This window comes from Amycolatopsis minnesotensis, assembly GCF_039529815.1.
In the GTDB taxonomy this organism is placed as follows: domain Bacteria; phylum Actinomycetota; class Actinomycetes; order Mycobacteriales; family Pseudonocardiaceae; genus Amycolatopsis; species Amycolatopsis minnesotensis.
Genome location: NZ_BAAANN010000013.1, coordinates 53,462 through 78,192, shown reverse-complemented (window position 1 = coordinate 78,192; position 24,731 = coordinate 53,462). Strand labels below are relative to the sequence as shown.

21 protein-coding genes are annotated in these 24,731 nt (G+C 69.0%); 10 read left to right on the top strand and 11 right to left on the bottom strand.

The genetic code is table 11. The features are described 5' to 3' along the window. The first annotated feature begins 9 nt into the window (after positions 1 to 9). Together ABD256_RS17790 and ABD256_RS17785 are read left to right on the top strand one after the other, a co-directional pair. Positions 10 to 1,161, top strand: a complete 1,152-nt coding sequence (locus ABD256_RS17790; protein ID WP_344419420.1) for a M20/M25/M40 family metallo-hydrolase — start codon at positions 10 to 12, stop codon at positions 1,159 to 1,161. 300 nt (positions 1,162 to 1,461) lie between these two features. Then, entirely contained in the window at positions 1,462 to 2,289 is an 828-nt protein-coding gene (locus ABD256_RS17785) for a class I SAM-dependent methyltransferase (protein WP_344419417.1), read from the top strand. Positions 2,290 to 2,746: 457 nt separating this feature from the next. Here the strand turns inward: ABD256_RS17785 and ABD256_RS17780 are convergent, their stop codons facing one another. From ABD256_RS17780 to ABD256_RS17770, 3 genes are all read right to left on the bottom strand, one after another. Then, entirely contained in the window at positions 2,747 to 3,973 is a 1,227-nt protein-coding gene (locus ABD256_RS17780) for an acyl-CoA dehydrogenase family protein (RefSeq protein ID WP_344419414.1), read from the bottom strand. A 37-nt stretch (positions 3,974 to 4,010) separates the two neighbouring features. Beyond that, complete coding sequence (locus ABD256_RS17775; protein ID WP_344419924.1) at positions 4,011 to 5,306, bottom strand: acyl-CoA dehydrogenase family protein; 1,296 nt, start codon at positions 5,304 to 5,306, stop codon at positions 4,011 to 4,013. Between the two features lie 113 nt (positions 5,307 to 5,419). Beyond that, positions 5,420 to 5,566 carry a hypothetical protein gene (locus ABD256_RS17770; RefSeq protein WP_344419411.1) on the bottom strand — a complete coding sequence of 49 codons (147 nt, stop codon included), beginning with the start codon at positions 5,564 to 5,566 and terminating at the stop codon, positions 5,420 to 5,422. A gap of 207 nt (positions 5,567 to 5,773) precedes the next feature. Here ABD256_RS17770 and ABD256_RS17765 point away from each other — a divergent pair, with 207 nt between their 5' ends. Continuing rightward, positions 5,774 to 6,616 (top strand): LysR family transcriptional regulator, encoded by an 843-nt coding sequence (locus tag ABD256_RS17765; RefSeq protein WP_344419408.1) that lies wholly within the window; start codon positions 5,774 to 5,776, stop codon positions 6,614 to 6,616. Here ABD256_RS17765 and ABD256_RS17760 read toward each other — a convergent pair. Further along, the gene (locus tag ABD256_RS17760) at positions 6,603 to 7,799 is read right to left on the bottom strand and encodes a TetR/AcrR family transcriptional regulator (RefSeq protein ID WP_344419405.1); all 1,197 of its coding nucleotides are present in this window, start codon (positions 7,797 to 7,799) and stop codon (positions 6,603 to 6,605) included. The two genes, ABD256_RS17765 and ABD256_RS17760, sit on opposite strands and share 14 nt — an antisense overlap. A gap of 149 nt (positions 7,800 to 7,948) precedes the next feature. Between ABD256_RS17760 and ABD256_RS17755 the strand changes: the two genes are divergently transcribed. After that, positions 7,949 to 9,160, top strand: coding sequence for an acetyl-CoA C-acetyltransferase (locus ABD256_RS17755; RefSeq protein WP_344419402.1), 1,212 nt, complete (start codon positions 7,949 to 7,951; stop codon positions 9,158 to 9,160). A 7-nt stretch (positions 9,161 to 9,167) separates the two neighbouring features. After that, on the top strand, positions 9,168 to 11,336 hold the full coding sequence (locus ABD256_RS17750) for a 3-hydroxyacyl-CoA dehydrogenase NAD-binding domain-containing protein (protein WP_344419399.1): 2,169 nt from the start codon (positions 9,168 to 9,170) through the stop codon (positions 11,334 to 11,336). Between the two features lie 46 nt (positions 11,337 to 11,382). Here ABD256_RS17750 and ABD256_RS17745 read toward each other — a convergent pair whose 3' ends face one another. Then, positions 11,383 to 11,940, bottom strand: a complete 558-nt coding sequence (locus ABD256_RS17745; protein ID WP_344419396.1) for a dihydrofolate reductase family protein — start codon at positions 11,938 to 11,940, stop codon at positions 11,383 to 11,385. An 89-nt stretch (positions 11,941 to 12,029) separates the two neighbouring features. Here ABD256_RS17745 and ABD256_RS17740 point away from each other — a divergent pair, with 89 nt between their 5' ends. From ABD256_RS17740 to ABD256_RS17730, 3 genes are all read left to right on the top strand, one after another. Next, positions 12,030 to 12,878 (top strand): alpha/beta hydrolase, encoded by an 849-nt coding sequence (locus ABD256_RS17740; protein WP_344419393.1) that lies wholly within the window; start codon positions 12,030 to 12,032, stop codon positions 12,876 to 12,878. A gap of 443 nt (positions 12,879 to 13,321) precedes the next feature. Further along, on the top strand, positions 13,322 to 14,341 hold the full coding sequence (locus ABD256_RS17735) for an HNH endonuclease signature motif containing protein (protein WP_344419391.1): 1,020 nt from the start codon (positions 13,322 to 13,324) through the stop codon (positions 14,339 to 14,341). 66 nt (positions 14,342 to 14,407) lie between these two features. Then, positions 14,408 to 15,004, top strand: a complete 597-nt coding sequence (locus ABD256_RS17730; protein WP_344419388.1) for a gamma carbonic anhydrase family protein — start codon at positions 14,408 to 14,410, stop codon at positions 15,002 to 15,004. Here the strand turns inward: ABD256_RS17730 and ABD256_RS17725 are convergent. The 5 genes from ABD256_RS17725 to ABD256_RS17705 all read right to left on the bottom strand — a co-directional run bounded on the left by ABD256_RS17725 (position 15,001) and on the right by ABD256_RS17705 (position 20,909). Further along, on the bottom strand, positions 15,001 to 16,554 hold the full coding sequence (locus tag ABD256_RS17725) for an acetolactate synthase large subunit (protein ID WP_344419386.1): 1,554 nt from the start codon (positions 16,552 to 16,554) through the stop codon (positions 15,001 to 15,003). The two genes, ABD256_RS17730 and ABD256_RS17725, sit on opposite strands and share 4 nt — an antisense overlap. 5 nt (positions 16,555 to 16,559) lie before the next feature. Next, positions 16,560 to 17,966, bottom strand: coding sequence for an FAD-binding oxidoreductase (locus ABD256_RS17720; RefSeq protein ID WP_344419383.1), 1,407 nt, complete (start codon positions 17,964 to 17,966; stop codon positions 16,560 to 16,562). Between the two features lie 105 nt (positions 17,967 to 18,071). Continuing rightward, positions 18,072 to 18,545 carry a nuclear transport factor 2 family protein gene (locus tag ABD256_RS17715; protein ID WP_344419380.1) on the bottom strand — a complete coding sequence of 158 codons (474 nt, stop codon included), beginning with the start codon at positions 18,543 to 18,545 and terminating at the stop codon, positions 18,072 to 18,074. A gap of 586 nt (positions 18,546 to 19,131) precedes the next feature. Continuing rightward, a complete protein-coding gene (locus ABD256_RS17710; RefSeq protein WP_344419377.1) occupies positions 19,132 to 19,632 on the bottom strand; it encodes a DUF3830 family protein in 501 nt (166 codons plus the stop codon). Between the two features lie 20 nt (positions 19,633 to 19,652). Then, on the bottom strand, positions 19,653 to 20,909 hold the full coding sequence (locus tag ABD256_RS17705; RefSeq protein ID WP_344419374.1) for an aspartate aminotransferase family protein: 1,257 nt from the start codon (positions 20,907 to 20,909) through the stop codon (positions 19,653 to 19,655). A 108-nt stretch (positions 20,910 to 21,017) separates the two neighbouring features. On the opposite strand from ABD256_RS17705, the gene ABD256_RS17700 reads away from it, so the two are divergent. Together ABD256_RS17700 and ABD256_RS17695 are read left to right on the top strand one after the other, a co-directional pair. Next, positions 21,018 to 22,481 carry an NAD-dependent succinate-semialdehyde dehydrogenase gene (locus ABD256_RS17700; RefSeq protein ID WP_344419371.1) on the top strand — a complete coding sequence of 488 codons (1,464 nt, stop codon included), beginning with the start codon at positions 21,018 to 21,020 and terminating at the stop codon, positions 22,479 to 22,481. Continuing rightward, positions 22,478 to 23,533, top strand: coding sequence for a tartrate dehydrogenase (locus ABD256_RS17695; RefSeq protein WP_344419368.1), 1,056 nt, complete (start codon positions 22,478 to 22,480; stop codon positions 23,531 to 23,533). The genes ABD256_RS17700 and ABD256_RS17695 overlap by 4 nt, the downstream gene beginning before the upstream one ends. A gap of 203 nt (positions 23,534 to 23,736) precedes the next feature. Here the strand turns inward: ABD256_RS17695 and ABD256_RS17690 are convergent, their stop codons facing one another. Beyond that, on the bottom strand, positions 23,737 to 24,312 hold the full coding sequence (locus tag ABD256_RS17690; protein WP_344419365.1) for a dihydrofolate reductase family protein: 576 nt from the start codon (positions 24,310 to 24,312) through the stop codon (positions 23,737 to 23,739). Positions 24,313 to 24,731 lie beyond the last annotated feature (419 nt).

Genomic DNA, 24,731 nt, shown 5'->3' with positions numbered 1-24,731 from the left:
AAGCAGATCATGACCGAACTCGCTTCCCGCGCCACCGACGTCTCGGCCGAGATCGTCGCCGACATCCTCGACCTGGTGGGCTGCGAGACGAGCAGTTACGACCTCGACGGCCTGAAGGACGGGCTCGACCTGGTGCAGGACATCGCCGCGCGCAGGCTCGGCGCGGCGGAGGATGCCCAGCGCCACCCCGGCGGTGAATACGGTGACATCGCGACGCTGACCTTCCCCGGCACCGGCCCCGGCCGTGTCGCGATCATCGGCCACTACGACACGGTCTGGCCGAAGGGCACGCTCGCGAACTGGGAGGCACCGGAGGCCGAGGGGCGCGAGCGGCTCAGCGGGCCCGGCATCTTCGATATGAAAACCGGTCTGGTGCAGGGAATCTGGGCGCTGAGGGTCGCCCGTGAACTCGGGCCGGTGCCCACGGTGACGTTCGTGTTCAACGGTGACGAGGAGATCGGTTCGCTCGCGTCACGGCCGGTGATCGAGCGGGTCGCGGCGGGCGTGGACGCCACGCTGGTGCTGGAGCCGAGCGCGGACGGCGCGGTCAAGACCGGCCGCAAGGGCACCGGGATCTTCGCGGCCACGGCCACCGGGATCGAGTCGCACGCCGGGCTGGCACCGGAGGACGGGGCCAACGCGATCCACGCACTCGCCGAATGGGTCACCGCGGCCGCCGCCGTCGCCGACCCGGCGAAGGGGACCACCATCAGCACCGGGCTGTTCTCCGGCGGCACCGGTACCAACGTGGTGGCGGGCAAGGCCTCCGCCGGGATCGACATCCGCGTGCTCACCGAAGCCGAGCAGCGCAGGGTCGATGCCGAGTTCGACGCCATCGAGGTCAGCGATTCGCGGGTGCGGATCGAGGTCGAGCACGACTGGAACCGGCCCCCGATGAGCCTGAACGCGGTGTCGGCGCCGCTGCTGGACGTCGCGCGTTCGGTGTCGGCCGAACTCGGGCACGAACTGCGCGACGTGACGGTCGGCGGTGCGAGCGACGCGAACTTCGTCGCCGGGCTCGGCCTCCCGGTCCTTTGCGGCCTCGGCGCGGTGGGCGGTGGCGCGCACGCGCGGGGCGAGTTCATGTACCCGGACGCGGTGCCCGGTCAGACGGCGCTGGTGGCGGGGATGCTCGGCCGCCTCGCGAACCGTCCTTTTTAGAATGCCGTGATCGCTGGCACGTTCGATCCCGTGGTTTGCGCAAGCGGGCAGTTCGGCACAGGGTGCGAGGCCGGTTCGCCGCACCACGGGAAGGCACGGTGGTTTTCCCGGTTGCGTGAGGTATCGGGAAGACGGGCGTGGCCGCAACTACGCGTAGGTCTCACGCGGTCACATCATCACTGTGACCTTCGGGGAATCGACAGGCCGCGTAAAGACGGCGTCAACGAGCCTTGCCCGAGAGGTTCTCCCGGTCGTACAGTTTGTTCACAAAATAGTGAACAAACTGTACGGGGGCGAGCGGTGACGACGGGAAAGGTGGACTTCACGGGCGTGCAGTCCACGATGCTGGTGACGTTGTTCCTCAAGGCGTTGGACGCCGAGGAGACCGAGCCCGTCCTGGGTGACCGGTTCGCGGCCGAGGCGGTGGACCGCATCGACTACGACTGGGCGAAGCTCGACAAGCCGACCATCACGCGCAACCGGTTCGGCCTCGCGCTGCGCACCAGGCAGATCGACGACTGGACCGCCGACTTCCTGCGCCGCAACCCGGACGCGACCGTGCTGCACCTGGCCTGCGGGCTGGACGCGCGGGCGTTCCGCCTCGACCTGCCCGACGGGGTGCGCTGGTTCGATGTCGACCTGCCCGACGTGATCGCCCTGCGCCGCGAGCTGTACGAGGACGCCGATGGCTACCGGATGATCGGGGCGTCGGTGACCGGCGAGGACTGGCTGGCGGAGATTCCGGCCGGCAAGCCGGTCTTCGTCATCGCCGAAGGCCTGCTGATGTACCTGCACGAGGCCGAGGTGTGGCAGCTGCTGGGGCGGCTGACCGAGCACTTCGGCACCGGCGAACTGGTCTTCGACGGCGTGCTCCCGTGGGTCGCCAAGCTGACGCAGGTGCTGAAGAAGTACCTGAACCGGTGGTACGACTACCCTGCCTACTGGACGCCCATCCGCGACGGCTCGGACATCGCGCGCTGGAACCCGCGGCTGCTGTACCGCGACCATGTCGCGCTGGTCGCTCAGTACGACCGGATCCCCGATCGGAAGCTCCAGCGGGCGTACCGGCTGATGAGCCGTTTCGGCCCGGTCAGGAACTACCTGCGCGTCTTCCGGGCCGACTTCTGACCGCTACCGCAGCAGCCCCGCGGTGAAACCGCGCTCGACGAGCGTGGTGATGACGCGATCCACGTCGCCGATGCTCGCGATGTACTCGTCCAGTGGAAGCGGTCGGGACGAACAGCGCACGTCGACCTCGGGCCAGAGCTTCTTGCACGTCGCTGTTGGTGCGGCCGCGAGATCAGGACGGCGGATTCGGCCTCGATCCCGCGGGAGTCCAGGAGCTGTCGAGTGAAGGCGCCGGTGTCGCCGCTGTTCTGGCCCCGGGTTCGACCAGGCTCCCGTCGTCCGGGACGCCCAGCTCGAGCGCGTGCTCGGATCGTGGTAGTCCCGAAGCGCCTGGACATCCGCGCGAAGCCCGCTGCAGATCCCCTGGAAACCCGTGCTTCGGGCGAGGAACGCGATCCGCCCGGCCGAGAAGTCCGAAGTGGACAGGTCGACCGGGCGGATAACGGCGCTGTGCGAGCTACTTCAGCTCGGCCGAGGACTTGCCGAGCACCCGGCGCGCCACGATGAGCTGCTGGATCTGCTGCGTGCCTTCGAAGATGTCCAGGATCTTCGCGTCCCGGCTCCACTTCTCCAGCAGGGATTCCTCGGTGTAGCCGAACGTCCCGGCCAGCTCCACGCAGCGCAGGGTGATTTCGACGACCGAGCGGCCCGCCTTCGCCTTGGCCATCGAGGCCTGCAGCGAGTTGGGCTTCCGGTTGTCCGCCATCCACGCCGACTCCAGGGTCAGCAGGTAGGCGGATTCGTACTCGGCTTCCAGTTGGAGGTATGCCGCGGCGGCCGCGTGCTGGGTGTTCGCCGGCCGGTCGTAGTCGACGGTGACGCCCGCCTCCGACAGGATGCGGGCGGTCTCCTCCAGCGCCGCGCGCGCGACGCCGATGGCCATCGCGGCGACCAGCGGGCGGGTGTTGTCGAAGGTCTGCATGACCCCCGCGAAACCCTTTTGCGTGTCGATCTCCGACGTGCCGAGCAGGTTTTCCTTGGGGACCCGGCAGTTCTCGAACCGCAGCACGGCCGTGTCGGAGGCGCGGATGCCGAGCTTGTGCTCGATCCGGACGACCTCGAAGCCCGGCGTGCCCTTCTCGACCACGAACGACTTGATCGCGGCGCGGCCCTTCGACTTGTCGAGGCTCGCCCACACCACGACGGCGTCGGCGCGCTCGCCCGAGGTCACGAAGATCTTCTCGCCGTTGAGCACGTAGTCGTCACCGTCGAGCTTCGCGGTCGCGGTGATCGCCGCCGAGTCCGAGCCGCAGTCCGGCTCGGTGATCGCCATCGCGGCCCAGGTCTTCTCGAACCGCTTGAGCTGCTCGTCGTTCGCCACCGACGCGATCGCGGCGTTGCCGAGGCCCTGGCGCGGCATCGACAGCAGCAGGCCGACGTCGCCCCAGCACATCTCGATCGTGCCGAGCACGACGTTGAGGTTGGCGCCGTTGCGGTTGCCCGCCTTCTTGCCGGTCTTGTCGCTGTCGCCCTTCTCGTCGCGGCGCACACCCGCGGCGCCGGCGCCGCCTTCACCGGAGGAGTTCAGGCCGTCGAGCAGCGCGGCGAACATGTCCAGCTCGCTCGGGTAGGTGTGCTCCGCGCGGTCGTACTTGCGCGAGATGGGCCGGAACACCTCGGCCGCGGCCTGGTACGCCTGGTTGATCAGGGCGCCGGCCTTCTTGGGGACTTCCAGGTTGATCATGACTGCCTTTCCGGCTTCCCGAAGGAAGAGCCGAGGATCAGAGGAGGACGGCGCCTTCCATCACGCCGATGGCGCGCAGGTCGCGGTACCAGCGTTCGACGGGGTGCTCCTTGACGAAGCCGTGCCCGCCGAGCAGTTGCACGCCCGCGCTGCCGATCTGCATGCCCTTGTCCGTGGCCAGCTTGCGGGCGAGCGCGGCTTCCCGCGCGTACGGCTTGCCCTGCTCCGCCCTCGCGGCCGCTCGCAGCGTCACCAGCCGGAGGCCCTCCAACTCGATCGCGATGTCGGCGACGCTGAACGCGACCGCCTGCCGGTGGCTGATCGGCTCGCCGAACGCCTTGCGCTCGTTGACGTACGGCACCACGTAGTCGAGAACGGCCTTCCCGGTGCCCGCGGCCAGCGCCGCCCAGCCCAGCCGGGACAGCCGCACGACCTCGGTGAACACGTCGGCCTTCCCGCCGCCGAGCAGCGCGCTCGCGGGCAGGTTCACCTTGTCCAGCACGAGCTTGCCCGTCGCCGCGCCGCGCAGGCCCATCGCGGGCTCCGCCTCGATCGAAACCCCGGCGGTGGACGACTCGACGATGAACAGCGCGGGCCCGCGGCCGTCGAGATCGGCCGAGACGACGAACAGCTCCGCCTGCGCGGCACGCGGCACGAGCGCCTTCACACCGTCGAGCTGGTAGCCCTTCGGGGTGCGGCGGGCCTTCGTCTTCGGCTTGAACGGGTCGAACAGGGGAGCGCGCTCGACGAGTGCGAGCGCCGCGGCGGGCACGTTCTCACCGACGAACTCCGGCAGGTAGTCGCCCTGCTGCTGCTCGTCGCCCCACAGCACCAGCGCGGTGCTCACCGCGGACGGCGCGAGCACCGCGACCGCGAGCCCGAGGTCTCCGTGCGCGAGCGCTTCGGCGACCAGCGCACCGGTGACGACCGAGCGCTCCGAGCCGACGCCGCCGAGGTCCTCCGGGATGCCGACGAGCGTGATGCCGAGCTCGGCGGCCCTGGTCAGCAGGCCTTCCGGGGCTTCGAGCTTCGCGTCGGCGTCGGCCGCGGCGGGGCGCAGCTGCTCGGCGGCGAACTCGGTCACCGTCTCGACGATGAGCTGCTGGTCCTCGGTGGGCGTGAGGTCGAACAGCCCGGTGTTCTTCGCGGGCGCGAGCCGCGCGGGCTTGCCGAGGCGCTGGGCGGAGCCGAACGTCCTGCTCGCCGCGCCCGCGACCTTGAACCCGTTCCTGGTACTCGCGGTGACCAGGTTCTGGACCGGCTTGCGCAGCCCGAGCCGGTCGATGGCCCTGCTTCCGGCGATTCGGGTGAGCGCGGAGAGCCCGAGGCCCATGGCGTCCCGTTTCTTCTGCGGCGTACTCACCGTCGCGTCCTCCCTCGGCCGGAGGGCCCGGCCTCGTTAACCTACTCGCGAGTAGGTTAACGCCTGGAGACGCCGTTCGCCAGTCACCCCTCCGATGTGGTGGCCAGCGTCTCCCGCCGCACCGGACGAACCGGATCAGCGCTGGAGTCACCCAGCCGTCGCATCGGGTTGTTCTCGGTCATCCGCGCCCGGTGCCGCGCGGCCGCGTCCGCGGGCAGGAACCGCTTCATGATGCCGGTGTCGATCGGGCCGGGGCTGATCGCGTTGACGCGGGACGAACTTCTGCACGGTGAAGTAGGCGCCCTTGGCGGTGATCGCGACGTTCCTGCCTGAACAGTCGGTCATGCGTCCAGTCAAGAACGCGGCGCGGCGCGGCGTCCAAGAGCTGTTCCGCACCTCGCCATGCGGTCCGCGCATGACGGGTAGCGTTGCTGTGCGTGGACCTCGATTTGCGGCTGGTGCGGTATTTCACGGTCGTCGCGGATGAGCTGAACTTCGGCCGCGCCGCCACCGCCCTGCACCTCGCCCAGCCCTCGCTGAGCCGTCAGATCCAGCGCCTGGAGGACCAGCTGGGAGTGCGCCTGTTCGACCGCACCCCGCAGGGCAGCCGCCTCACCGAAGCCGGGCTGGCGTTCCTCCCGCGGGCGCGGGCGCTGCTCGACGCCGCCCGCGAAGCCGGGCTCGCCGCGCGTTCGGCCGCGCCACCGCACGCGATCGCGATCGGCTACGTCGGGGACCTGATCATCACCCCGGCGGTGCGGGAGCTGCGCCGCCGGTATCCCGGCGCCAAGGTCGGCACCCGCCATCTGACCTGGCGGGACACGCACGTGCTGCCCGAACGCCGGGTGGACGCGCTCGTCGCACGGCTGCCCTTGCCGTTCCCGACGGACCACCTGCGCGTGAGCGTCCTCTACGAAGAGCCGCGGGTGCTCGTCATACCGGCCTCGCATCGCTTGGCCGGCAAGGACTCCGTCGCGCTCGACGACATCGGCGACGAGGAGTTCGTGCCCTGCGCCAGTTCCCCCACGATGTGGGGCGGCCCGCACGCGGTGGGCTTCGAAGACAGCTTCGAGGACAAGCTCGAATTCGTCGCGGAGGGCCGCGCCCTCGCCATCCTGCCCGCCGGTGACCGGCGCAGCACCCTGCGCGCGGACCTCACCGCGATTCCCCTGGACGGCATGGACCCGTGCCAGGTCGTGCTCCTCACCCGCCTCGGCGACCCCAATCCGCTGGCGACCGCCTTCCACGACATCGCGGCGGCCTGCCTCAGCGGGAGCTGATCCCGAGCACCGCGTGCAGCAGCGCGGTGAGTTCCTCTTCGAGATGCGGCCGCACGGACACGCGCCGGGTGCGGCTCAGGTCGTTGGCGATGGTGAGCGCCGCGTGCACGATGATCTTCACCTCGCGCGCGGGCAGTTCCGGGCGCGCCGCGGCCAGCAGCGCGATCCACTGCCCGACGTAGTCGCGCTGCACACGGAGCAGTTCGGTCTTGTCGCGGTCGGGCATGCTGACGCGGGCCCCCGAACTGCTGGTGAACGACACCAGCAGTTCGGGGGTGCGCAGCAGGGTGTGCACGTAGGACGCGGCGAGCCTGCGCAGCGCGTCCCGCTCGTCCGACGCCTTCAGCGCGCGCTCGGCGGCCACCGCGAGCCGGTCGGCCGCGCGGTGCCCGATCGCCACCATCAGCGCCGCCTTGCTGGGGAAGTGCCGGTAGACGCTCGGGCCCGCGATCCCCGACGCCGCGCCGATGTCCTCCATGCTCACCGCGTGGAAGCCGCGTTCGGCGAACAGTTCGGTCGCCGCGGCGAGCACCTGTTCGCGGCGCGACGGCGTGCCGAGCCCGGGCGGTTCCGGCGACGCGGGCACGGGGGACTCGGGGAGCGTGGCGTCGAGCACTGCCGAGGCGAGCTCGGTCAGCAGCTTCACGAACCGCTTCTTCGCCACCGACGTGCGGTGCACCGACACGCTGCCGAACACGCTCAGCGTCGCCCAGCACAACAGCTCGGCATCCGCCTCCGGCAGCTCGGGACGCCGCCTGAGCAGCGCTTTCGTCCACGCGCCGAGCGTCGCGCCCGAGCGTCGGCGGATCTCACGCCGCTCGTCGGCCGGGAGGTGGCGGCCCTCCCAGCGCCACAGCGCGGCGATCTCCCGCCGCTCGACGGCCTGGGCGGCGAGCAAGGTCAGCAGCCGGTCGAGCTGGTCACCGGTGGGGACGCCGTCGGCGAGCGCTTCGGCCGTCGCGGCGTTCATGTCGTCGATCCCGGACAGCACTACGTAGGCGAGGATCGCCTGCTTGTCGGCGAAGTGGCGGTAGATCGCGGGCCCGGTGACCCCGGCCGCGGCGGCGATGTCGTTGATGCCGACGCCGTGGTAGCCGCGGGCGCGGAACAGGCCCGCGGCGAGGGAGGCGAGCTGGGCCTTCCGGTCGCGCGGGCGGCGCTGAGGCGGTGTCACGGGGTCCATAGGTGAACATACATTAGCTTGAGTGGACTCGCTCGCATACCGTTGACAGCCTGGGGGAAGTCAGGCATATGTTAGTGGTAATTAGCGTTACCGACCGGTAGACGTCTGCCGACGCGATGTTGCCAAGCGCTTGTTGGAGGAGACCCGAAGTGAGTAGTGAGGCGTTCATCTACGAGGCGCTCCGTACGCCCCGTGGCAAGAACAAGGGTGGGTCCCTGCACGGGACCAAGCCGGTCGACCTGGTGGCAGGCCTGATCGACGAGCTGAAGGTCCGCCATCCGGACCTCGACCCCGCCGCGATCGACGACATCGTCCTCGGCGTGGTGTCCCCGGTCGGTGAGCAGGGTGCCGACATCGCCAGGACCGCGGCGCTCGTCGCCGGTCTGCCGGAAAGCGTCGCGGGCGTGCAGCTGAACCGCTTCTGCGCCTCCGGCCTCGAGGCGACGAACCTCGCCGCGCAGAAGGTCCGCTCCGGCTGGGACCAGTTGGTCATCGCGGGCGGTGTCGAGTCGATGTCGCGCGTGCCGATGGGCTCCGACGGCGGCGCGCTGTTCATGGACCCCGCCACCGCGTACGACAACTACATCGTCCCGCAGGGCATCGGCGCCGACCTGATCGCGACGATGGAAGGCTTTTCGCGCGAGGACGTCGACGCCTTCGCCGTCCGCTCGCAGGAGAAGGCCGAGGCGGCCTGGTCCGGCGGCTACTTCACGAAGTCGGTCGTGCCGGTCAAGGACATCAACGGCGTGACCATCCTCGACCACGACGAACACCGCCGCCCCGGTACCACCGTCGAGGGCCTGGGGAAGCTGAAGCCCGCGTTCACCACCATCGGTGAGATGGGCGGCTTCGACGCGGTGGCGCTGCAGAAGTACCACCAGGTCGAGAAGATCGACCACGTGCACACCGGCGGCAACTCCTCCGGGATCGTCGACGGCGCGGCCGTGGTGCTGCTGGGCAGCGAGCAGGTCGGCAAGACCTACGGGCTGACCCCGCGCGCCAGGATCGTGGCGACCGCGGTCACCGGCTCGGAGCCGACGATCATGCTCACCGGCCCGACCCCCGCCACCGAGAAGGTCCTTGCCACCGCCGGGCTCACCCCGGACGACATCGACCTGTGGGAGCTCAACGAGGCGTTCGCGTCCGTCGTGCTCAAGTGGATCAAGGACCTGAAGCTGCCCGAGGAGAAGGTCAACGTCAACGGTGGCGCGATCGCGATGGGCCACCCCCTCGGCGCGACCGGCGCGATGCTGGTCGGCACCGTGGTGGACGAGCTGGAGCGCCGCCAGGCGCGCCGCGCGCTGGTGACCCTGTGCATCGGCGGCGGTATGGGTGTCGCGACGATCATCGAGCGGGTGTGAGGAAGAAATGACCGAGAGCAAGACCATCCGCTGGGAGCAGGACTCTGACGGCATCGTCGTGCTGACCCTCGACGACCCGAACCAGTCGGCGAACACGATGAACGCCGACTACGCCGAGTCGATGCGCGCGACCGTCGACCGGCTCGAGGCCGAGAAGGACTCGATCACCGGTGTCGTGCTCACCTCGGCGAAGAAGACCTTCTTCGCCGGCGGTGACCTGAACGACCTGATCAAGGCGCAGCCGGAGCAGGCGGCCGAGTTCACCGCGAAGCTCACCGAGATCAAGGGTGACCTGCGCCGCCTGGAGACCTTCGGCAAGCCCGTGGTGTCCGCGATCAACGGCGCCGCGCTCGGCGGCGGCCTCGAGATCGCGCTCGCTACGCACCACCGGATCGTCGCGGACGTGAAGGGCAGCCAGATCGGGCTGCCCGAGGTGACGCTCGGCCTGCTGCCCGGCGGCGGTGGTATCGCGCGCACCGTGCGGCTGCTCGGCATCCAGACCGCGCTGCTGAACGTGCTGCTGCAGGGCACCCGGCACCGCCCGCGCAAGGCGCTCGAAATCGGCCTGGTGCACGAGGTCGTCGACACCGTCGACGAACTGCTGCCGAAGGCGAAGGAATGGATCAAGGCCAATCCCGAGGCGTACACGCAGCCGTGGGACGAAAAGGGCCACAAGATCCCGGGCGGCACCCCGTCGAACCCGAAGTTCGCGGCGAACCTGCCCGCGTTCCCGGCGAACCTGCGCAAGCAGATCAAGGGCGCGAACATGCCTGCCCCGAGGGCGATCCTGTCCGCCGCGATCGAGGGCGCGCAGGTCGACTTCGACACCGCGCTGCTGATCGAGACGCGGTACATGGTGAGCCTGGCGACCGGCCAGGTGTCGAAGAACATGACCAAGGCGTTCTTCTTCGACCTGCAGCACATCAACTCCGGCGGCTCGCGCCCGGACGGTTTCGAAAAGTTCAGCGCCACCAAGGTCGGCGTGCTCGGCGCGGGGATGATGGGCGCCGCGATCGCGTACGTCTCGGCGAAGGCCGGGATCGACGTCGTGCTCAAGGACGTCTCGCAGGAGGCGGCCGAGAAGGGCAAGGGCTACGCGGCGAAGATCGAGCAGAAGGCGCTCTCCCGCGGCAAGACCACGCAGGAGAAGTCGGACGCGCTGCTGGCGCGGATCAAGCCGACCGCCAGCGCGGAGGACTTCGCGGGCGTCGACTTCGTGATCGAGGCCGTGTTCGAGAGCACCGAGCTGAAGCACAAGGTGTTCGGGGAGATCCAGGACATCGTCAACGCCGACGCGGTGCTCGGTTCGAACACCTCCACGCTGCCGATCACCGGGCTCGCCGAGGGCGTCCGGCGGCAGGAGGACTTCATCGGGATCCACTTCTTCTCGCCGGTGGACAAGATGCCGCTGGTGGAGATCATCCGCGGGGAGAAGACCTCCGACGCGACGCTCGCGAAGGTCTTCGACTACACCCTGCAGATCAAGAAGACCCCGATCGTGGTCAACGACAGCCGCGGCTTCTTCACCTCGCGCGTCATCGGCACGTTCATCAACGAGGCCGTTGCCGCGCTGGGCGAGGGCGTCGAGCCGGCGTCGATCGAGCAGGCCGGTCTGCAGGCCGGCTACCCGGCACCGCCGCTGCAGCTGATGGACGAGCTGACGCTGACGCTGCCGAGGAAGATCCGCAAGGAATCCCGCGAGGCCATCGAGGCGGCGGGCGGCACCTGGACGGAGCACCCCGCGGAGTCCGTCATCGACAAGATGATCGACTCCTACGACCGCAAGGGCCGGTCCACCGGGGCCGGTTTCTACGAGTACGACGACGAGGGCAAGCGCGCCGGTCTGTGGCCGGGCCTGCGCGAGGCGTTCAACTCGGGCAGCGGCGAGGTGCCGTTCGAAGACCTCAAGGAGCGCATGCTCTTCGCCGAGGCGCTGGAAACCGTGAAGTGCTTCGACGAGGGCGTGCTGAACACGGTCGAGGACGCGAACATCGGGTCGATCTTCGGCATCGGCTTCCCGGCGTGGACCGGTGGTGTCATCCAGTACATCAACCAGTACCAGGGCGGGCTGAAGGGTTTCGTGGCGCGTTCGCAGGAACTCGCGAAGCGCTACGGCGACCACTTCGAGCCGCCGAAGTCCCTGATCGCCAAGGCGGAGGCGGGCGAAACCTACTGATCTGACGCCGGCTTGAAGGCCACCGCGGACTCTTCCGCGGTGGCCTTCAGGCTTGGTAGCGCAGGAGGATCACGCCGTTGGAGAAGGTCTCGGTGTCGATGAGCTTGAGCTGCTTCTGCGCGTCGGAATCGCCGAACAGCGGCCTGCCCCTGCCGATCAGGACCGGGTGCACGTAGACGTGGTACTCGTCGATCAGGTCGTGCCGGCGGAAGGTCTCGGCCAGGTCGGCCCCGCCGAGCGCGAGGTCCCCGCCCGGTTTCTCCTTGAGCGCCGTGATCTCGTCGACGACGACCTCGCGTTTGATCGTGGTGTTCCATTCGGCCCGTTCGAGGGTCCGGGAGAACACCGTCTTCGGCTTGTCGCGCCAGATCGCGGCGAACTCCGCCGTCGGCCCCGAGATCGCCGGGTTCCGGTCCGCGGTCGGCCAGTAGGCGACCATGTTCTCGTAGGTCCGGCGCCCGTCGAGGAAACCGCTCATCGGGCGGAGCTTTTCGTTGAGATGGGTGTGCAGCTCGTCGTCGATGAGGTGCCAGTCGATTTCCCGGTTCGGTCCCTCGAAGTACCCTTCGAGCGAGACGGACATGGACTGGATGATCTTTCGCATCGTCTCTCCTCGCCGCGTTCGAGGCCCCATCCGGACCATACACTCGCGTCGCGCCGGTATGAAGCACTTGCACCACTGGGGGTAACCGCATGATCACGTCGCCGACCTTCGTGCTCGTCCCCGGGGCGGGCGCGACCTCGTTCCTGTGGAACCCCGTGGTCACCGAGCTCGCCCTGCGCGGCCACCGCGCGCTGCCGGTCGAACTGCCAGGTCACGGCTTCGACACCGTCTTCCCGGCCGGGTACGACTGCCCGCAGGACACCGCGGCGCTCGCATCGGCGCCGTCACCGGTGGCGGAACTGCTGCTTCAGGACTACGTCGAGCACACCCTCGCGATCGTCCGCAGGGCCGCCGAGCACGGGCCGGTGGTCCTGGTCGGGCACAGCATGGGCGGCAGCACGGTCACCGGTGTCGCCAACGCCGCGCCCGAACTGCTGGCGCACATCGTGTACGTGTGCGCCTACTGCTGCGTCGAACTGCCGAGCGTCGCCGCGTACGCGCCGCGGCCCGCGGCCGACGACATCCTTTCGATCGCCAGGAAAACGGTGTGGATCGGCGATCCCCGCAAGACCGGGACCGCGCGCACCAATCCCAGGGACGGTGGCGTGGTGACCATCCAGCACGAGCTGCTGATGGCCGAACTCGACCCGGTGCTGGCGCCCGCCGTGCTGAACTACGCGCTGCAACCCGACGAATCGATGCGCGTCATGCTCGCCGACGCGTCGGTCGATCGCGAGAGCTGGCCGAAGATTCCGCGCACGTATATCCGCACCACGGCGGATCGGGTGCTGCCGACTTCGGTGCAGGACCGGATGATCGCGGAGGCCGATGCGCTTTCTTCGGGGGTGTCCTTCGCGGTGCACAGTCTTGAGGCCAGTCATTTCGTGCCGTTGACGCGGCCTGTTGCCGTTGCGGAGATTCTCGCTGGGCTCGGGTAGCTGTCGTCTGCCCGAATTGTCGGTGGTCTTCGGTAAGCTGGAAAATGGGGGCTGTTTTTTGGGTTTTGCTCGCGTGTTTGGGGGCGCGGTGAAGGTTTACGGCACGCCTTCGGCGCGCCGTTGGCAATAGCCGCTCCTCGGTGCGGGCTGCGTCGTTGGTCACCAGCGGCGATTGCCAACGGAACGAAAACCCTTGGTCGCCTTGGTGTGCCGTCCCCGACGCATTGTTGGTCCCGGATTTTTGTTGGCTTGCGGTGTTGTTGTGGGCGCGTTGTGGCAGGTAGTCATCTTTGTTGTACCTGATGGGGTGAATGGTTGATTGGTAGAATTGTGGCGTGGATGTATTGGAGATTTCTTCAGGTCGCGTTATTGCTGGTGCTGCGGAGCATTGGAAGAAGTGGTCCAGGTACGGGGATGCGATGTTGTTGCGGCAAATCGCGCAGATGAGTGGGGTGTGGTCGCGAAGATCGGTGCTGGCGTGGGTGGCGTTGTCGTGCAACTGCACCCAAGCCGGGGCGGAGAAGAAAGCGGCGCTCGCTGACGCGGTGACCTCCTACCTGCCCCGCACCCTGGAGGCGTTGGAGAACGGGCTCATCGATGAGGGCATGGCATCGAAAGTTTTCGAGGCTACCGCGTGTGCGTCCCGGGAGGTCGCGGCTGAGGTGGACTCGCGGTTGACGTTCGAGAACAAGAATCCGGGCTCGTTACGACGGATGGCCAACTCGCTGCTGATGCGGGTCGACCCCGAGGGGTATGAGGCGCGGCGGCGGGCCAAGACGGCGGCGCGGATGGTGGAGATCCGGCACGGGGATCACGGGTCCTCGACGTTGTTCGCGGAGTTGCCCTCGGATCGGGCGCAGGCGATCTATGCCCTGTGTGACCGGTACGCGTTGGACAAGAAGCGCCAAGGCGACGTGCGCACCACGGACCAGCTCAGAGCCGATGGCCTCGTGGAACTGTGCCTGGGCGGGGAGTGCGGCGGTAAGCCGACGGCGCAGCTCTTCGTCTACATCGACCTGCCGACCCTGATGGGCCTGCGGAACAACCCCGCCGAACTGGCCGGATGCGGCGAGATCTCACCCGAGATGGCCCGCGAGATCGCCTTCGATCCGAACTCGGTGTGGAACCGGATCGTGTCCGAGCCGATGACCGGGCTACCGGTCGACATGGGCCGCAAAAGCTACCGGCCCTCGGCCGGGATGCGCAGGTATGTGCAGGTCTTGCACCGCACCTGCTACCTGCCGGGCTGTTTCCGGCCCGCGCAGTACAGCGACCTCGACCACATCCAACCCTGGAGCGAAGGCGGCGGCACCGACAAAGTCAACTTCCGCCCCTTCTGCCGCATGCATCACGGCCTGTGCGACGAACCCGGCTGGGAATTCCACACCGACGACGACGGCACCATCACCGTCACCACCCCCGACGGCCGCACCTACACCGAAAAACCGACCGGATTCTGCTGAGCGGTCACTTCCCGGAGGTCGGCGTCGCATGTTGCCCTCGTCAGCGGACTTGTGGACGATGTCCGCGTGATCGTGGAACACGAAGGAACCCGCCCGCGCATCCATCCGTCGGCGTTCGTGGCGCCGAACGCGGTCGTCTGCGGCGACGTCACCATCGGGGAGGACGCCCGCGTGCTGTTCGGCGCGGTACTCACCGCGGAGGGCGGCGCGATCGAGATCGGCGCGAGCACGATCGTCATGGAAAACGCGGTCATCCGAGGGCGTGCGGGAAACGCCACCACCGTCGGCAGGCACGTGCTGATCGGCCCGCACAGTCACGTCAACGGGGCTTCGATCGAGGACGAGGTGTTCGTGGCGACCGGGGCCGCGCTGTTCCCCGGCGCGCGGATCGGCGCCGGTTCCGAAGTGCGCATCAACGCGGTCGTGCACGTCAACACGCACGTCGAGCCGCGGACCACGGTGCCCATCGGCTGGATCGCCGTCGGGAATCCGGCACAGCTTTTCTCCCCCGACCAGCACGAGGAACTCTGGCGGGTCCAACGCGAGTCCGACTTCCCCGGCACCCTGTTCGGGCTCGCCCGCGAAGAGGCCACGATGGAGCGCATCACCGCCCAGTACGTCGAGCGGTTCGGAAAGCACCGCGCGGATCGCCGCGTCGGCTAGAGCAGCGGCGGGACGATCGCGTCGATGAGGTGCGGTCCCGGCTCGGCGAGCGCGCGGGCGAACCGCTCGGCCAGTTCCTCGGCGGTCGTCGCCCTGCTCGCCGGGACGCCCATGCCCTCGGCGATCTTGGCGAAGTCCAGGTCCGGCCTCGACAGGTCGAGCAGTTCGTTCGCCTTCTTGCCATCGGTCTGCGCGCCGACGCGCTGCAGTTCCATCCGCAGGATCGCGTAGGCGCTGTTGTTCAGCAGCACGGTCGTGACGTTCAGGTTTTCCCTCGCCTGCGTCCACAGCGCCGAGATCGTGTAGAGCGCGCTGCCGTCGGACTGCAGGTTGATCACCGGCCGGTCCGGCGCGGCGATCGCGGCGCCGGTCGCGACCGGCGGGCCGTAGCCGATGGCGCCGCCGGTCAGGGTGAGGACGTCGTGGCGCGGCGCGCCCGCGGTCGCGGTGGGCAGCATCAGCCCGGACGTGTTCGCCTCGTCGGCGATGATCGCGCCATCGGGCAGCAGCGCGCCGATCACGTCGACCCAGTTCTGCGGGGTCAGCGGCCCGCTCGGCACCTCGGGGCGGGACGGCTCGGCAAGCACGGGCTCGGTGTCCGCCGCCACCAGTTCGGCGAGATCGGTCAACGCGCCCGCGGCGTCGTCGTCCACGTCCGCGAGCGTGTGCACGGTCGCGCCCTCGGGGACCAGATCGCTGGCCCTGCCGGGGTAGGCGAAGAACGACACCGGTGCCCGCGTCCCCGCGAGCACCACGTGCTGGACCCCTTGGAGCTGGTACTCCACGTGTTCGGCGAGATAGCCGAGGCGTTCGACGGCAGGCAGTCCCGCGCCGCGTTCGATCCTGGTGGGGAAGGTCTCGGCGAACACCTTCGCCCCGGTCGCTTCCGCGAGCCTCGAAGCCGCGCGCAGTCCCGCCTCCCGGCAGGCTTCGCCGCCGATCAGCAGCGCGATCGAGTCGCCGGACCGCAGCACGTCGGCGACCCGTTCGACTCCGGCGCGCGTGACGGGATGCGCCGGCCGGGGAGGGATCGGCGCGCACGCTTCGCCGCCTTCGCCCCACGAGACGTCGGCGGGCAGGATCAGCGTGGCGATCCTGCCCGGCGCGTCCTGCGCCGCGGCCACCGCGGCGGCCGCGTCCGCGCCGACGTCGGCGGTGCTCTCCGAGCGCCGGACCCAGCCGCGCAGCGGGCTCACCAGCGCGTCGATATCGGATTCCAGTGGCGCGTCGTACTTCTTGTGATAGGTCGCGTGGTCGCCGACGATGTTCACGACCGGCGTGTGCGCGCGGCGCGCGTTGTGCAGGTTCGCCATCCCGTTGCCGAGACCGGGCCCGAGGTGCAGGAGCGTCGCGGCCGGTTTGCCCGCGATGCGCGCGTACCCGTCGGCCGCGCCCGTCACCACGCCCTCGAACAGCCCGAGCACGCCCCGCATCCCGGTGACGTCGTCGAGCGCCGCCACGAAATGCATTTCGGAGGTGCCGGGGTTGGAGAAGCACACCTCGACCCCGGCATCCACGAGCGTGCGGATGAGGGAGTGCGCGCCGTTCATACTGCTCACTTTCCAGTGGTGTCGTCGAAGAGGACGCCGGGGTTGAGGATGCCGGACGGGTCGAACGCCAGCTTGACGCGCCGCATCAACGCGATCTTCGCCGGGTCCTCCAGCGCGAGGTAGTGCGCGGTCTTCGCGTGGCCGAGCCCGTGTTCGCCGGAGATCGCCCCGCCGAGCGACATCGCTTCCGCGAAGATGCCGTGCAGCAGCGACTCGCGTTTTTCCGCGTCCTTGCAGAAGATCGCCAGGTGGACGTTTCCGTCGCCGGCGTGTCCGCAGCCGAGCGCGCCCGCCCCGGCCGCCGCCGTCAGCTCCCGCACGGTCGCGAGGAACCCCGGCATCGTGGCACGGGGCACCACGACGTCGATCACGTCGTCGGCGCCGACGGCCTTCGCCGTCCAGAACGCCTTTTCCCTCGCTTCGATGAGCTGACGCGCCGATCCGCCATCGAGGACGTAGACGTCCATCGCGCCGAGTTCGCCGAGCAGCCCGCCCAGTTTTTCGACGTCGCCGTCGAGCCTGCCCTGTTCCCGTTCTTCCAGCGCCACCACCAGATACGCCTGCGCGGAGTCGCGCACCGCGCCGGGGATGCCGAGCGACAGCTTCTCGGCGTGCACGATGGCGGCCATCGTCAGCGTGTCGATGTATTCGAGGATGTGCGGGGTCAGCCCGCTCGAAAGGATTTCCGGCACCGCGCGCATGATCACGTCGAGATCGGTGAACGGCGCGAGCACCGTGGCGCCGTGGGGGAGCCGGGGGCGCAGCTTGACGATGATCTCGGTGGCCAGTGCGAGCGTGCCCTCCGACCCGATGATGAGCTGGGTCAGGTCGTAACCGGTGGAGGACTTCGCGTTCTTGCCGCCGGTGCGCAGGATTTCGCCCGTCGGCAGCACGGCTTCGAGACCGAGCACGTTGTTCCTGGTGACGCCGTACTTGACCGCGCGCATGCCGCCCGCGTTCGTGCCGACGTTCCCGCCGACGCTCGCGCTCAGCTCGCCCGGGTACACCGTGTAGCTCAGCCCCGCCGCCGCGGCCTTCTCGTCCAGTTCGGCCAGCGTGACGCCGGGCTGCACCACCGCGACGTGGTTGCCGGTGTCGATCTCGAGCACCGCGTTCATCCGCTCGAACGACACGAGCAGCCCGTTTTCCTGCGGCCTCGCCGCACCGGAAAGGCCGCTGCCCGAGCCGCGCGCGGTGACCGGGATACCGCGCGCGCTCGCGATGCGGAGCAGTGCCGACACTTCTTCAGCCGTCGCGGGTTTGGCGACGTACGCGGGTTTGCGGCCGGTCAGTGTCAGCGCTTCGTCGTGGGCGTAGTCCTCGCTGATCGCGTCGCCGGTCAGCAGGTGCGGCGTGCCGACCGCCTCCGTCAGTTCCGCCTTGGCCTCGCCGTCGACCGCTGTGCCTGACATCTCGCAGCCACCCGACCCTTCGCACTCCGCTGCCCCGGCCCGGCCCGGCCCGGCCCGGCCCGGTCGCCGTTGCCTGGCAGCGTAGTACGGACGAGACGCGTGGTGTTACGAAACTCCTCCGCCTTCGGCGTCGCGCATCGCCGCGGCCCAGCCGCCCTGGATCATGGTCTGGAACAGCCAGCGCCCGTCGGTCTTGACCAGGACGTCGGCGTAGGAAACGGTCTGCGTCTGCCCGTCCCAGGTCATGCTCGCGTTCGTGATCACGACGGCGAGGCTGTCGGTGAGGAAGACGGGCGTGCGGGTGGAGTCCATACTCACCTCACCTGAGCCCATCGCGGCCTTCATGCCCTCGAGGTACTGCTGCCGTGTCCACTGCCCGGCGAAGGCGCCGCGTTCGTCGCCGTCGGTCACCAGGTTGAGCGGGAAGTACGCCAGGTCCGCCATGCCGTCGAGGTCGACCTTCTCGGCCAGTTCGTCGTACCGCCGGAACCAGTCCTCGATGCCCGCCCTGTCCTCGTCCGTGGCGGCGTAACCGATGCTGCCGATTCCGTCGAGAGCGCCGATGCGCTGCTGTGCCATGCGAAAGATCCCTTCGACTCTGTACGCCGTACACTGTACAGAGTTTCGGGTGTGTGTCCAGGCAGGGCCGGCCCGCCACGGCTGCCGGCCCTGCCTGAGGTCGCGCTTCAGCCGATCAGATCAGCCAGCCCAGCACGTGCGCCAGGTGAGCCAGTGCGCCGGACACGATGTCGTGGCAGTGGTGCGGCCAGTGCGAGACAGAGGTCTGCATTGAGGGGCTCCTTGAAGAGGAAGTCGAACAGTTCCGCTTTCGAAAGCGAGATCGACATTCGCACCCGTTTTCGTTGCTGTCAAAGAGCTTCCGGCATTGCGGCCGCTCCCGAACCCCGGGTGAACAAAGCCCCTCAGGTTAAACATGTAACTCTTTCGATTTTCGCCCGGGGGTGTGCACTGGCGGGTGGTAATCGTGCCTGCGGCGGTCACCGGGGGTGAAGGTGGGCTTGATGCGACATCCGAGGGCGACACCGCCACGAAAGAGTAAAAGCGTTGCCACGATTGGTGATCGCGCGGGTATCACCTGAAAAGGTGACGGCCACGCCCTGATTTAGGACGTGGCCGTCGGTAATGTCCGGGTCGGGTGACGCGGTTACTCGGCGCGAGCGAAGGACAGCGTCTCGCCCTCGACGCCGCGCAGCCACAGGTCCTGCGCGGCGGCCGCCATTTCGGCGAGCCCCTCCTCGATCGTGGCGAACACGTTGCCCGGCACCCAGCCCGCGTCGCCGTTGATCAGCAGGTTGTTGCGGCCGTAGAAGATCGCGAGGTCGGTGGCGCCCTGATCGCTGTGCGCCTCGCTCCCGTCGTCGTAGCCGTAGGCCGGGTTGCCGATCTCCCACGCCTCGAAGCCGAAGTACACGACGTCACCGGGGATCGGCGTGATGGTCGGGTTTTCACGGCCCGGCTTGGGTTCCGCGAACGGCGGCACCAGCGTGTACACCTCGTTGCGGGCGTACTTCGCGTGGTACGCGGACGCGCTCTGCGGCAACGCGTCCCACACCGCCTTGCAGGTGCGCGGCGCCTCGTCGTCGAGCAGGCGCGCCCGGCAGGAAACGCCGCGCTTGTCGAGCGAAATCGTGATGTATCGGGCCAACTCGAGCTTCTCCTTAGTACTTACCTCTGGGTTCCGGCGGCGACGGCCTCGGCCCAGATCTCCAACGCGTCGTCGATCTGCTGCGCGGTCACCACGAGCGGCGGGATCATCCTGACCACGTTCATGTGCGCGCCGCAGGTGAGCAGCAGCAGCCCGCGCTCGGCGGCGGCCTTCTGCACGGCCTGCGCGGTGGCGGTGTCGGCCTCGCCATCCGGGGTCACGAACTCGGAGCCGACGAGCAGGCCGAGCCCGCGCACGTCCCCGATCTGCGGGGTCTTCTCGCCGACCAGGCGCGCGCCGTCGAGCAGTTGCTTCCCGCGCTCGGCCGCGTTTTCCACCAGCCCCTCTTCCTGGATGACGGCCAGCGTCGCCGCGGCGGCGGCGCAGGACACCGCGTTGCCGCCGTAGGTGCCGCCCTGCGAGCCGGGCCACGCCTTGCTCATCAGCTCGGTGGAGGCGGCGATACCGGACAGCGGGAAACCGCTCGCCAGGCCCTTGGCGATCACGACGACGTCGGGGCGCACGTCGAAGTGGTCGTGACCCCAGAACTTGCCGGTGCGGCCGAACCCGGTCTGCACCTCGTCGATCACCAGCAGGATGCCGTGCTTGTCCGCGCGTTCGCGGAGGCCGGCGAAGAACTCGGTGTTCGCGGGCACGTACCCGCCCTCGCCGAGCACCGGCTCGATCACGAACGCGGCCGTCTCGTTGGGCGCGCTCACGGTGGCGAACAGGTAGTCCAGCTCGCGCAGCGCGAACCGGGTGGCGGTCTCCACGTCCCAGCCGTAGCGGTAGGCGTTCGGGAACGGCGCCACGTGCACGCCTGCCATCAGCGGCGAGATGCCCGCGCTGAACCGGGTGCCGGACGTGGTCATGGTCGCGGTGGCGACGGTGCGGCCGTGGAAGCCGCCGTGGAAGACGACGACGTTCGGGCGGCCGGTGGCCTGCCGCGCCAGCCGCAGCGCCGCCTCGACGCCTTCACTGCCGGAGTTGGCGAAGAACAGCGAGTCGAGCCCCTCGGGGAGCACCTCGCCGAGCTTCTCGGTGAGCTCGAGCAGTGGCTTGTGCATGACCGTCGTGTACTGGCCGTGGATCAGCTTGCCGATCTGCTCCTGCGCCGCGGCGACGACCTTCGGGTGGCAGTGGCCGGTGCTGGTGACGCCGATCCCGGCGGTGAAGTCGAGGTTGCGCTTCCCGGTGGTGTCGTACAGGTACACACCTTCGCCATGGTCGACGACGACGGGGGTGGCCTGCTTGAGCAGCGGCGACAGCTGAGCCATGGCAGCGTTTCTCCTATCGGGCGTGCAAGGGTTGTCGATTGTTGACAATATGCATAGCATGGCCCTCGGAGCCGGCGCAATCAAGCATGAACACAAGGAGTGGCACGGATGAGTGCAGTCACTGAGTCCGGTGTCGTCGAGGCAGCGTCGAAGGAGCTGTTCATCGGCGGCAAGTGGACCGCGGCGAGCGGCGGGAAGACGTTCCCCGTCTACGACCCGTCCACCGGGAAGGTCCTGTGCGAGGTCGCGGACGCCTCGCCGGAGGACGGCAAGGCCGCGCTGGACGCCGCGGTCACCGCACAGGCGTCCTTCGCCGCCACCTCGCCCCGCGAGCGCAGCGAGATCCTGCGCCGCGCCTACGAACTGCTCCTCGCGCGCAACGAAGAGCTCGCCCTGCTGATGACGCTGGAGATGGGCAAGCCGCTCGCCGAGGCCCGCGGCGAGGTCGCGTACGCGGCCGAGTTCTTCCGCTGGTTCTCGGAAGAGGCCGTCCGCATCGACGGGGGCTACGCGGTCGCGCCGAACGGCGCCGGGCGGTTCCTGGTCACCAAGCAGCCGGTCGGGCCGACCATCCTGATCACGCCGTGGAACTTCCCGATGGCGATGGGCGGCCGCAAGATCGGCCCCGCGATCGCCGCGGGCTGCACCGTGGTGATCAAGCCCGCCGCGCAGACGCCGCTGTCGATGCTCGCCGTCGCCGACATCCTGGCCGAGGCCGGGCTGCCCGAAGGCGTGCTGAACGTGATCACCACCAGCGACTCCGGTGGTGTGATGGAGCCGCTCATCCGGGACGGCCGCGCCCGCAAGCTCTCCTTCACCGGATCGACCGGCGTCGGCCGGAAACTGCTCGAGCAGGCCAGCGAGAAGGTGCTCCGCACGTCGATGGAGCTCGGCGGCAACGCGCCGTTCGTGGTGTTCGACGACGCCGACATGGACGCCGCGATCGAGGGCGCCATGCAGGCGAAGATGCGCAACATCGGCGAGGCCTGCACCGCGGCGAACCGGTTCTACGTGCAGCGCGGCGTCGTCGACGAGTTCGCCCGCAGGCTCACCGAGCGGATGTCCGCGCTGCCGATGGGCCGCGGCACCGAGGACGGCGTCGTGGTGGGGCCGCTGATCGACGAGGCGGCCGTGAACAAGGTCAGCAGCCTGGTCTCCGACGCGGTCGACCGCGGCGCGAAGGTGCTCACCGGCGGCGCGGTCGTCGACGGCCCCGGCAACTTCTACCCGGCCACCGTGCTCACCGACGTGCCGGTGGAATCGAAGCTCGCGTCCGAGGAGATCTTCGGGCCGGTGGCGCCGATCTCGGTGTTCGACACCGAGGACGAAGCGGTCGAGGCCGCGAACGACACCAAGTACGGGCTCGTCTCCTACCTCTACACCAGCGACCTGAAGCGCGCGCTGCGCGTTTCCGAGCGGCTCGACGCCGGCATGATCGGGCTCAACCAGGGCATCGTGTCCAACCCGGCGGCACCCTTCGGCGGCGTCAAGCAGTCCGGGCTCGGGCGCGAGGGCGGCGCCGTCGGCATCGACGAGTTCCTGGAGATCAAGTACATCGCGGTGAGCCTGTGACCGAGTACCGCATCGCCAGCATTCCCGGTGACGGCATCGGCGTCGATGTCACCGTCGAGGCGCGCAAGGTGCTGGACGCCGCCGCGGCGAAGCACCAGTTCGGTCTGCAGTGGACGGAGTTCGACTGGAGCTGCGAGCGCTACGCCCAGACCGGCGCGATGATGCCGGAAGACGGTGTCGAGCAGCTCTCGGCGTTCGACGGGATCTTCCTCGGCGCGGTCGGCTTCCCGGGCGTGCCTGACCACGTTTCCCTGTGGGGCCTGCTCATCCCGGTGCGGCGGGCGTTCGCGCAGTACGTGAACCTCCGCCCGGTGCGGCTGCTCCCCGGCACTGCTTCGGTGCTGGCGAACCGGTCCGCGGACGAACTGGAGATGGTGATCGTCAGGGAGAACTCCGAGGGCGAGTACTCGGAGGTCGGCGGTCGGCACAACAAGGGGCAGCCCGGCGAGTTCGCGTTGCAGGAGTCGGTGTTCACCCGCGTCGGCGTGGAGCGGATCATCCGGTACGCCTTCGAGCTCGCGAAGACCCGCACCGGCCGGGTGTGCTCGGCGACGAAGTCGAACGGCATCATCCACTCGATGCCGTTCTGGGACGAGATCTTCGCGGAGATCTCGGCCGAGTACCCGGAAGTCCGCGGCGAGCAGTGCCACATCGACGCGCTGGCGGCCCGGATGGTGCAGGCGCCGGACCGGCTCGACGTGGTGGTCGGTTCGAACCTGTTCGGGGACATCCTGAGCGATCTGGCCGCGGCCGTCACCGGCGGGCTCGGCATGGCGCCCTCGGGCAACATCAACCCGCCGGGCGAGTACCCGTCGATGTTCGAGGCGGTGCACGGCAGCGCGCCGGACATCGCGGGTCAGGGCATCGCGAACCCGGTGGCGCAGATCCTCGCCGGCGCCATGATGCTCGAGCACCTCGGCGAGAAAGCGGCGGCGGGTGCGGTCAACGCGGCCGTGGAAAAGGTGCTCTCCGAAGGGGCGGTCGCCACCCCGGACCTCGGTGGCAAGGCGACCACCACCGAACTCGGCAGCGCGATCGCCGAGGCTCTCTGAGACGACGGGAAAGGGCCCCGCACCAGTCGCGGTGCGGGGCCCTTTCCGAGGCTCTTCACGTGGTGCTCCAGGCAGGAACTCAAATCTGTCGTGCCCTGAGGCCGGACGGTTCCGTGCGGCAGCACGGTCGAACAGGCCGACGCAAAGGGCGCAGCACCGCGCACGCGGCGATCCCGGTATGGCTCAACGCCGCCCGTCGCCGATCAACCGTGCCGGGCCGGCCGATAGGTCAGCACCTGTGTGTCACCGTCGAAGGTCCTGGCCTCGATCAGTTCGAGGTCGAAGTCGTCCACGCCGTCGAAGATCCGGTCCACGCCGGTCTTTCCGGAGAGCACCGGGAAGACCGTCACCTCGATCGCGTCGATCAGACCGGCGTTCAGCAGCGCCCGGTTGAGCGTCAGGCTGCCGTGGGAGCGCAGCGGCACGTCGGATTCGGCCTTGAGGCGCGTGACCACGTCGACCGGGTCGCCGGACTCGATGGTCGTGCCCGGCCAGTCGAGCGGCTCGGTCAGCCCGGTGGAGAGCACGGTGACCGGGGAGTCGAACATGCGCGTGATCCACTCGTCGAACCGGCCGCGGTCGAAGCCCGCGCCGAGGAACGGCGCGTTCGACGTGTAGGTCTTGGCCCCGAGCACCATGCGCAGCGGGCCGCGGTAGGCGGCGGCGCGATGCGCGAGGAATTCGGGGCCCTGCTTGCCCCAGTAGCCGCCCCAGTCGCCGCTGTGGTTGGCGAAGCCGTCGAGCGTGGAGAAGATGTCGAAGGTGTAGGTGGCGGTCATGGTGTCTCTCCTCGCGGGAAGTCGGTCGCGCCTCGTGGCGGTCTCACCCCTGCTACGAACACCACCGCCCCGATCCGACACGCCTCCGGGACTTCCTGCGAAAAGTTTCTCGGTGCGTGGCTGCCGTCCGAACCCGGCGGCCGAGTAGCCGCCCGGCGGTGATGATCTTCACCAGGCCGGTGGCGGAAGCCGGTCAGCCACCGGTGCGCGACCAGGCGCGCCGAGAGCTACGCCGGGGGACCCCCCGAATTCAACTTTACCGGGTGCTGCCGACAATTTCGGGGCGTGTGATTCCCGGGGTGGTGCGAGCGCGCGCCTTCGGTGGCAGAAACCGCACGAACGGTTCCCTTCGTTCGGTTTTCCCGGAAGTGCCCCGTTTTCTGTCGGCGTTCCCCGCGATAGTGGCTGTCATCGACCAC

Coding starts and splice junctions, on each gene's coding strand:
- ABD256_RS17715 (WP_344419380.1), bottom strand. CDS start 18,545: ATGGCACAGCAGCGCATCGGCGCTCTCGACGGAATCGGCAGCATCGGT.
- ABD256_RS17720 (WP_344419383.1), bottom strand. CDS start 17,966: ATGTCAGGCACAGCGGTCGACGGCGAGGCCAAGGCGGAACTGACGGAG.
- ABD256_RS17735 (WP_344419391.1), top strand. CDS start 13,322: ATGAGTGGGGTGTGGTCGCGAAGATCGGTGCTGGCGTGGGTGGCGTTG.
- ABD256_RS17705 (WP_344419374.1), bottom strand. CDS start 20,909: ATGGCTCAGCTGTCGCCGCTGCTCAAGCAGGCCACCCCCGTCGTCGTC.
- ABD256_RS17725 (WP_344419386.1), bottom strand. CDS start 16,554: ATGAACGGCGCGCACTCCCTCATCCGCACGCTCGTGGATGCCGGGGTC.
- ABD256_RS17775 (WP_344419924.1), bottom strand. CDS start 5,306: ATGGGCCTCGGGCTCTCCGCGCTCACCCGAATCGCCGGAAGCAGGGCC.
- ABD256_RS17745 (WP_344419396.1), bottom strand. CDS start 11,940: ATGCGAAAGATCATCCAGTCCATGTCCGTCTCGCTCGAAGGGTACTTC.
- ABD256_RS17790 (WP_344419420.1), top strand. CDS start 10: ATGACCGAACTCGCTTCCCGCGCCACCGACGTCTCGGCCGAGATCGTC.
- ABD256_RS17770 (WP_344419411.1), bottom strand. CDS start 5,566: ATGAAGCGGTTCCTGCCCGCGGACGCGGCCGCGCGGCACCGGGCGCGG.
- ABD256_RS17750 (WP_344419399.1), top strand. CDS start 9,168: ATGACCGAGAGCAAGACCATCCGCTGGGAGCAGGACTCTGACGGCATC.
- ABD256_RS17690 (WP_344419365.1), bottom strand. CDS start 24,312: ATGACCGCCACCTACACCTTCGACATCTTCTCCACGCTCGACGGCTTC.
- ABD256_RS17700 (WP_344419371.1), top strand. CDS start 21,018: ATGAGTGCAGTCACTGAGTCCGGTGTCGTCGAGGCAGCGTCGAAGGAG.
- ABD256_RS17760 (WP_344419405.1), bottom strand. CDS start 7,799: ATGGACCCCGTGACACCGCCTCAGCGCCGCCCGCGCGACCGGAAGGCC.
- ABD256_RS17740 (WP_344419393.1), top strand. CDS start 12,030: ATGATCACGTCGCCGACCTTCGTGCTCGTCCCCGGGGCGGGCGCGACC.
- ABD256_RS17780 (WP_344419414.1), bottom strand. CDS start 3,973: ATGATCAACCTGGAAGTCCCCAAGAAGGCCGGCGCCCTGATCAACCAG.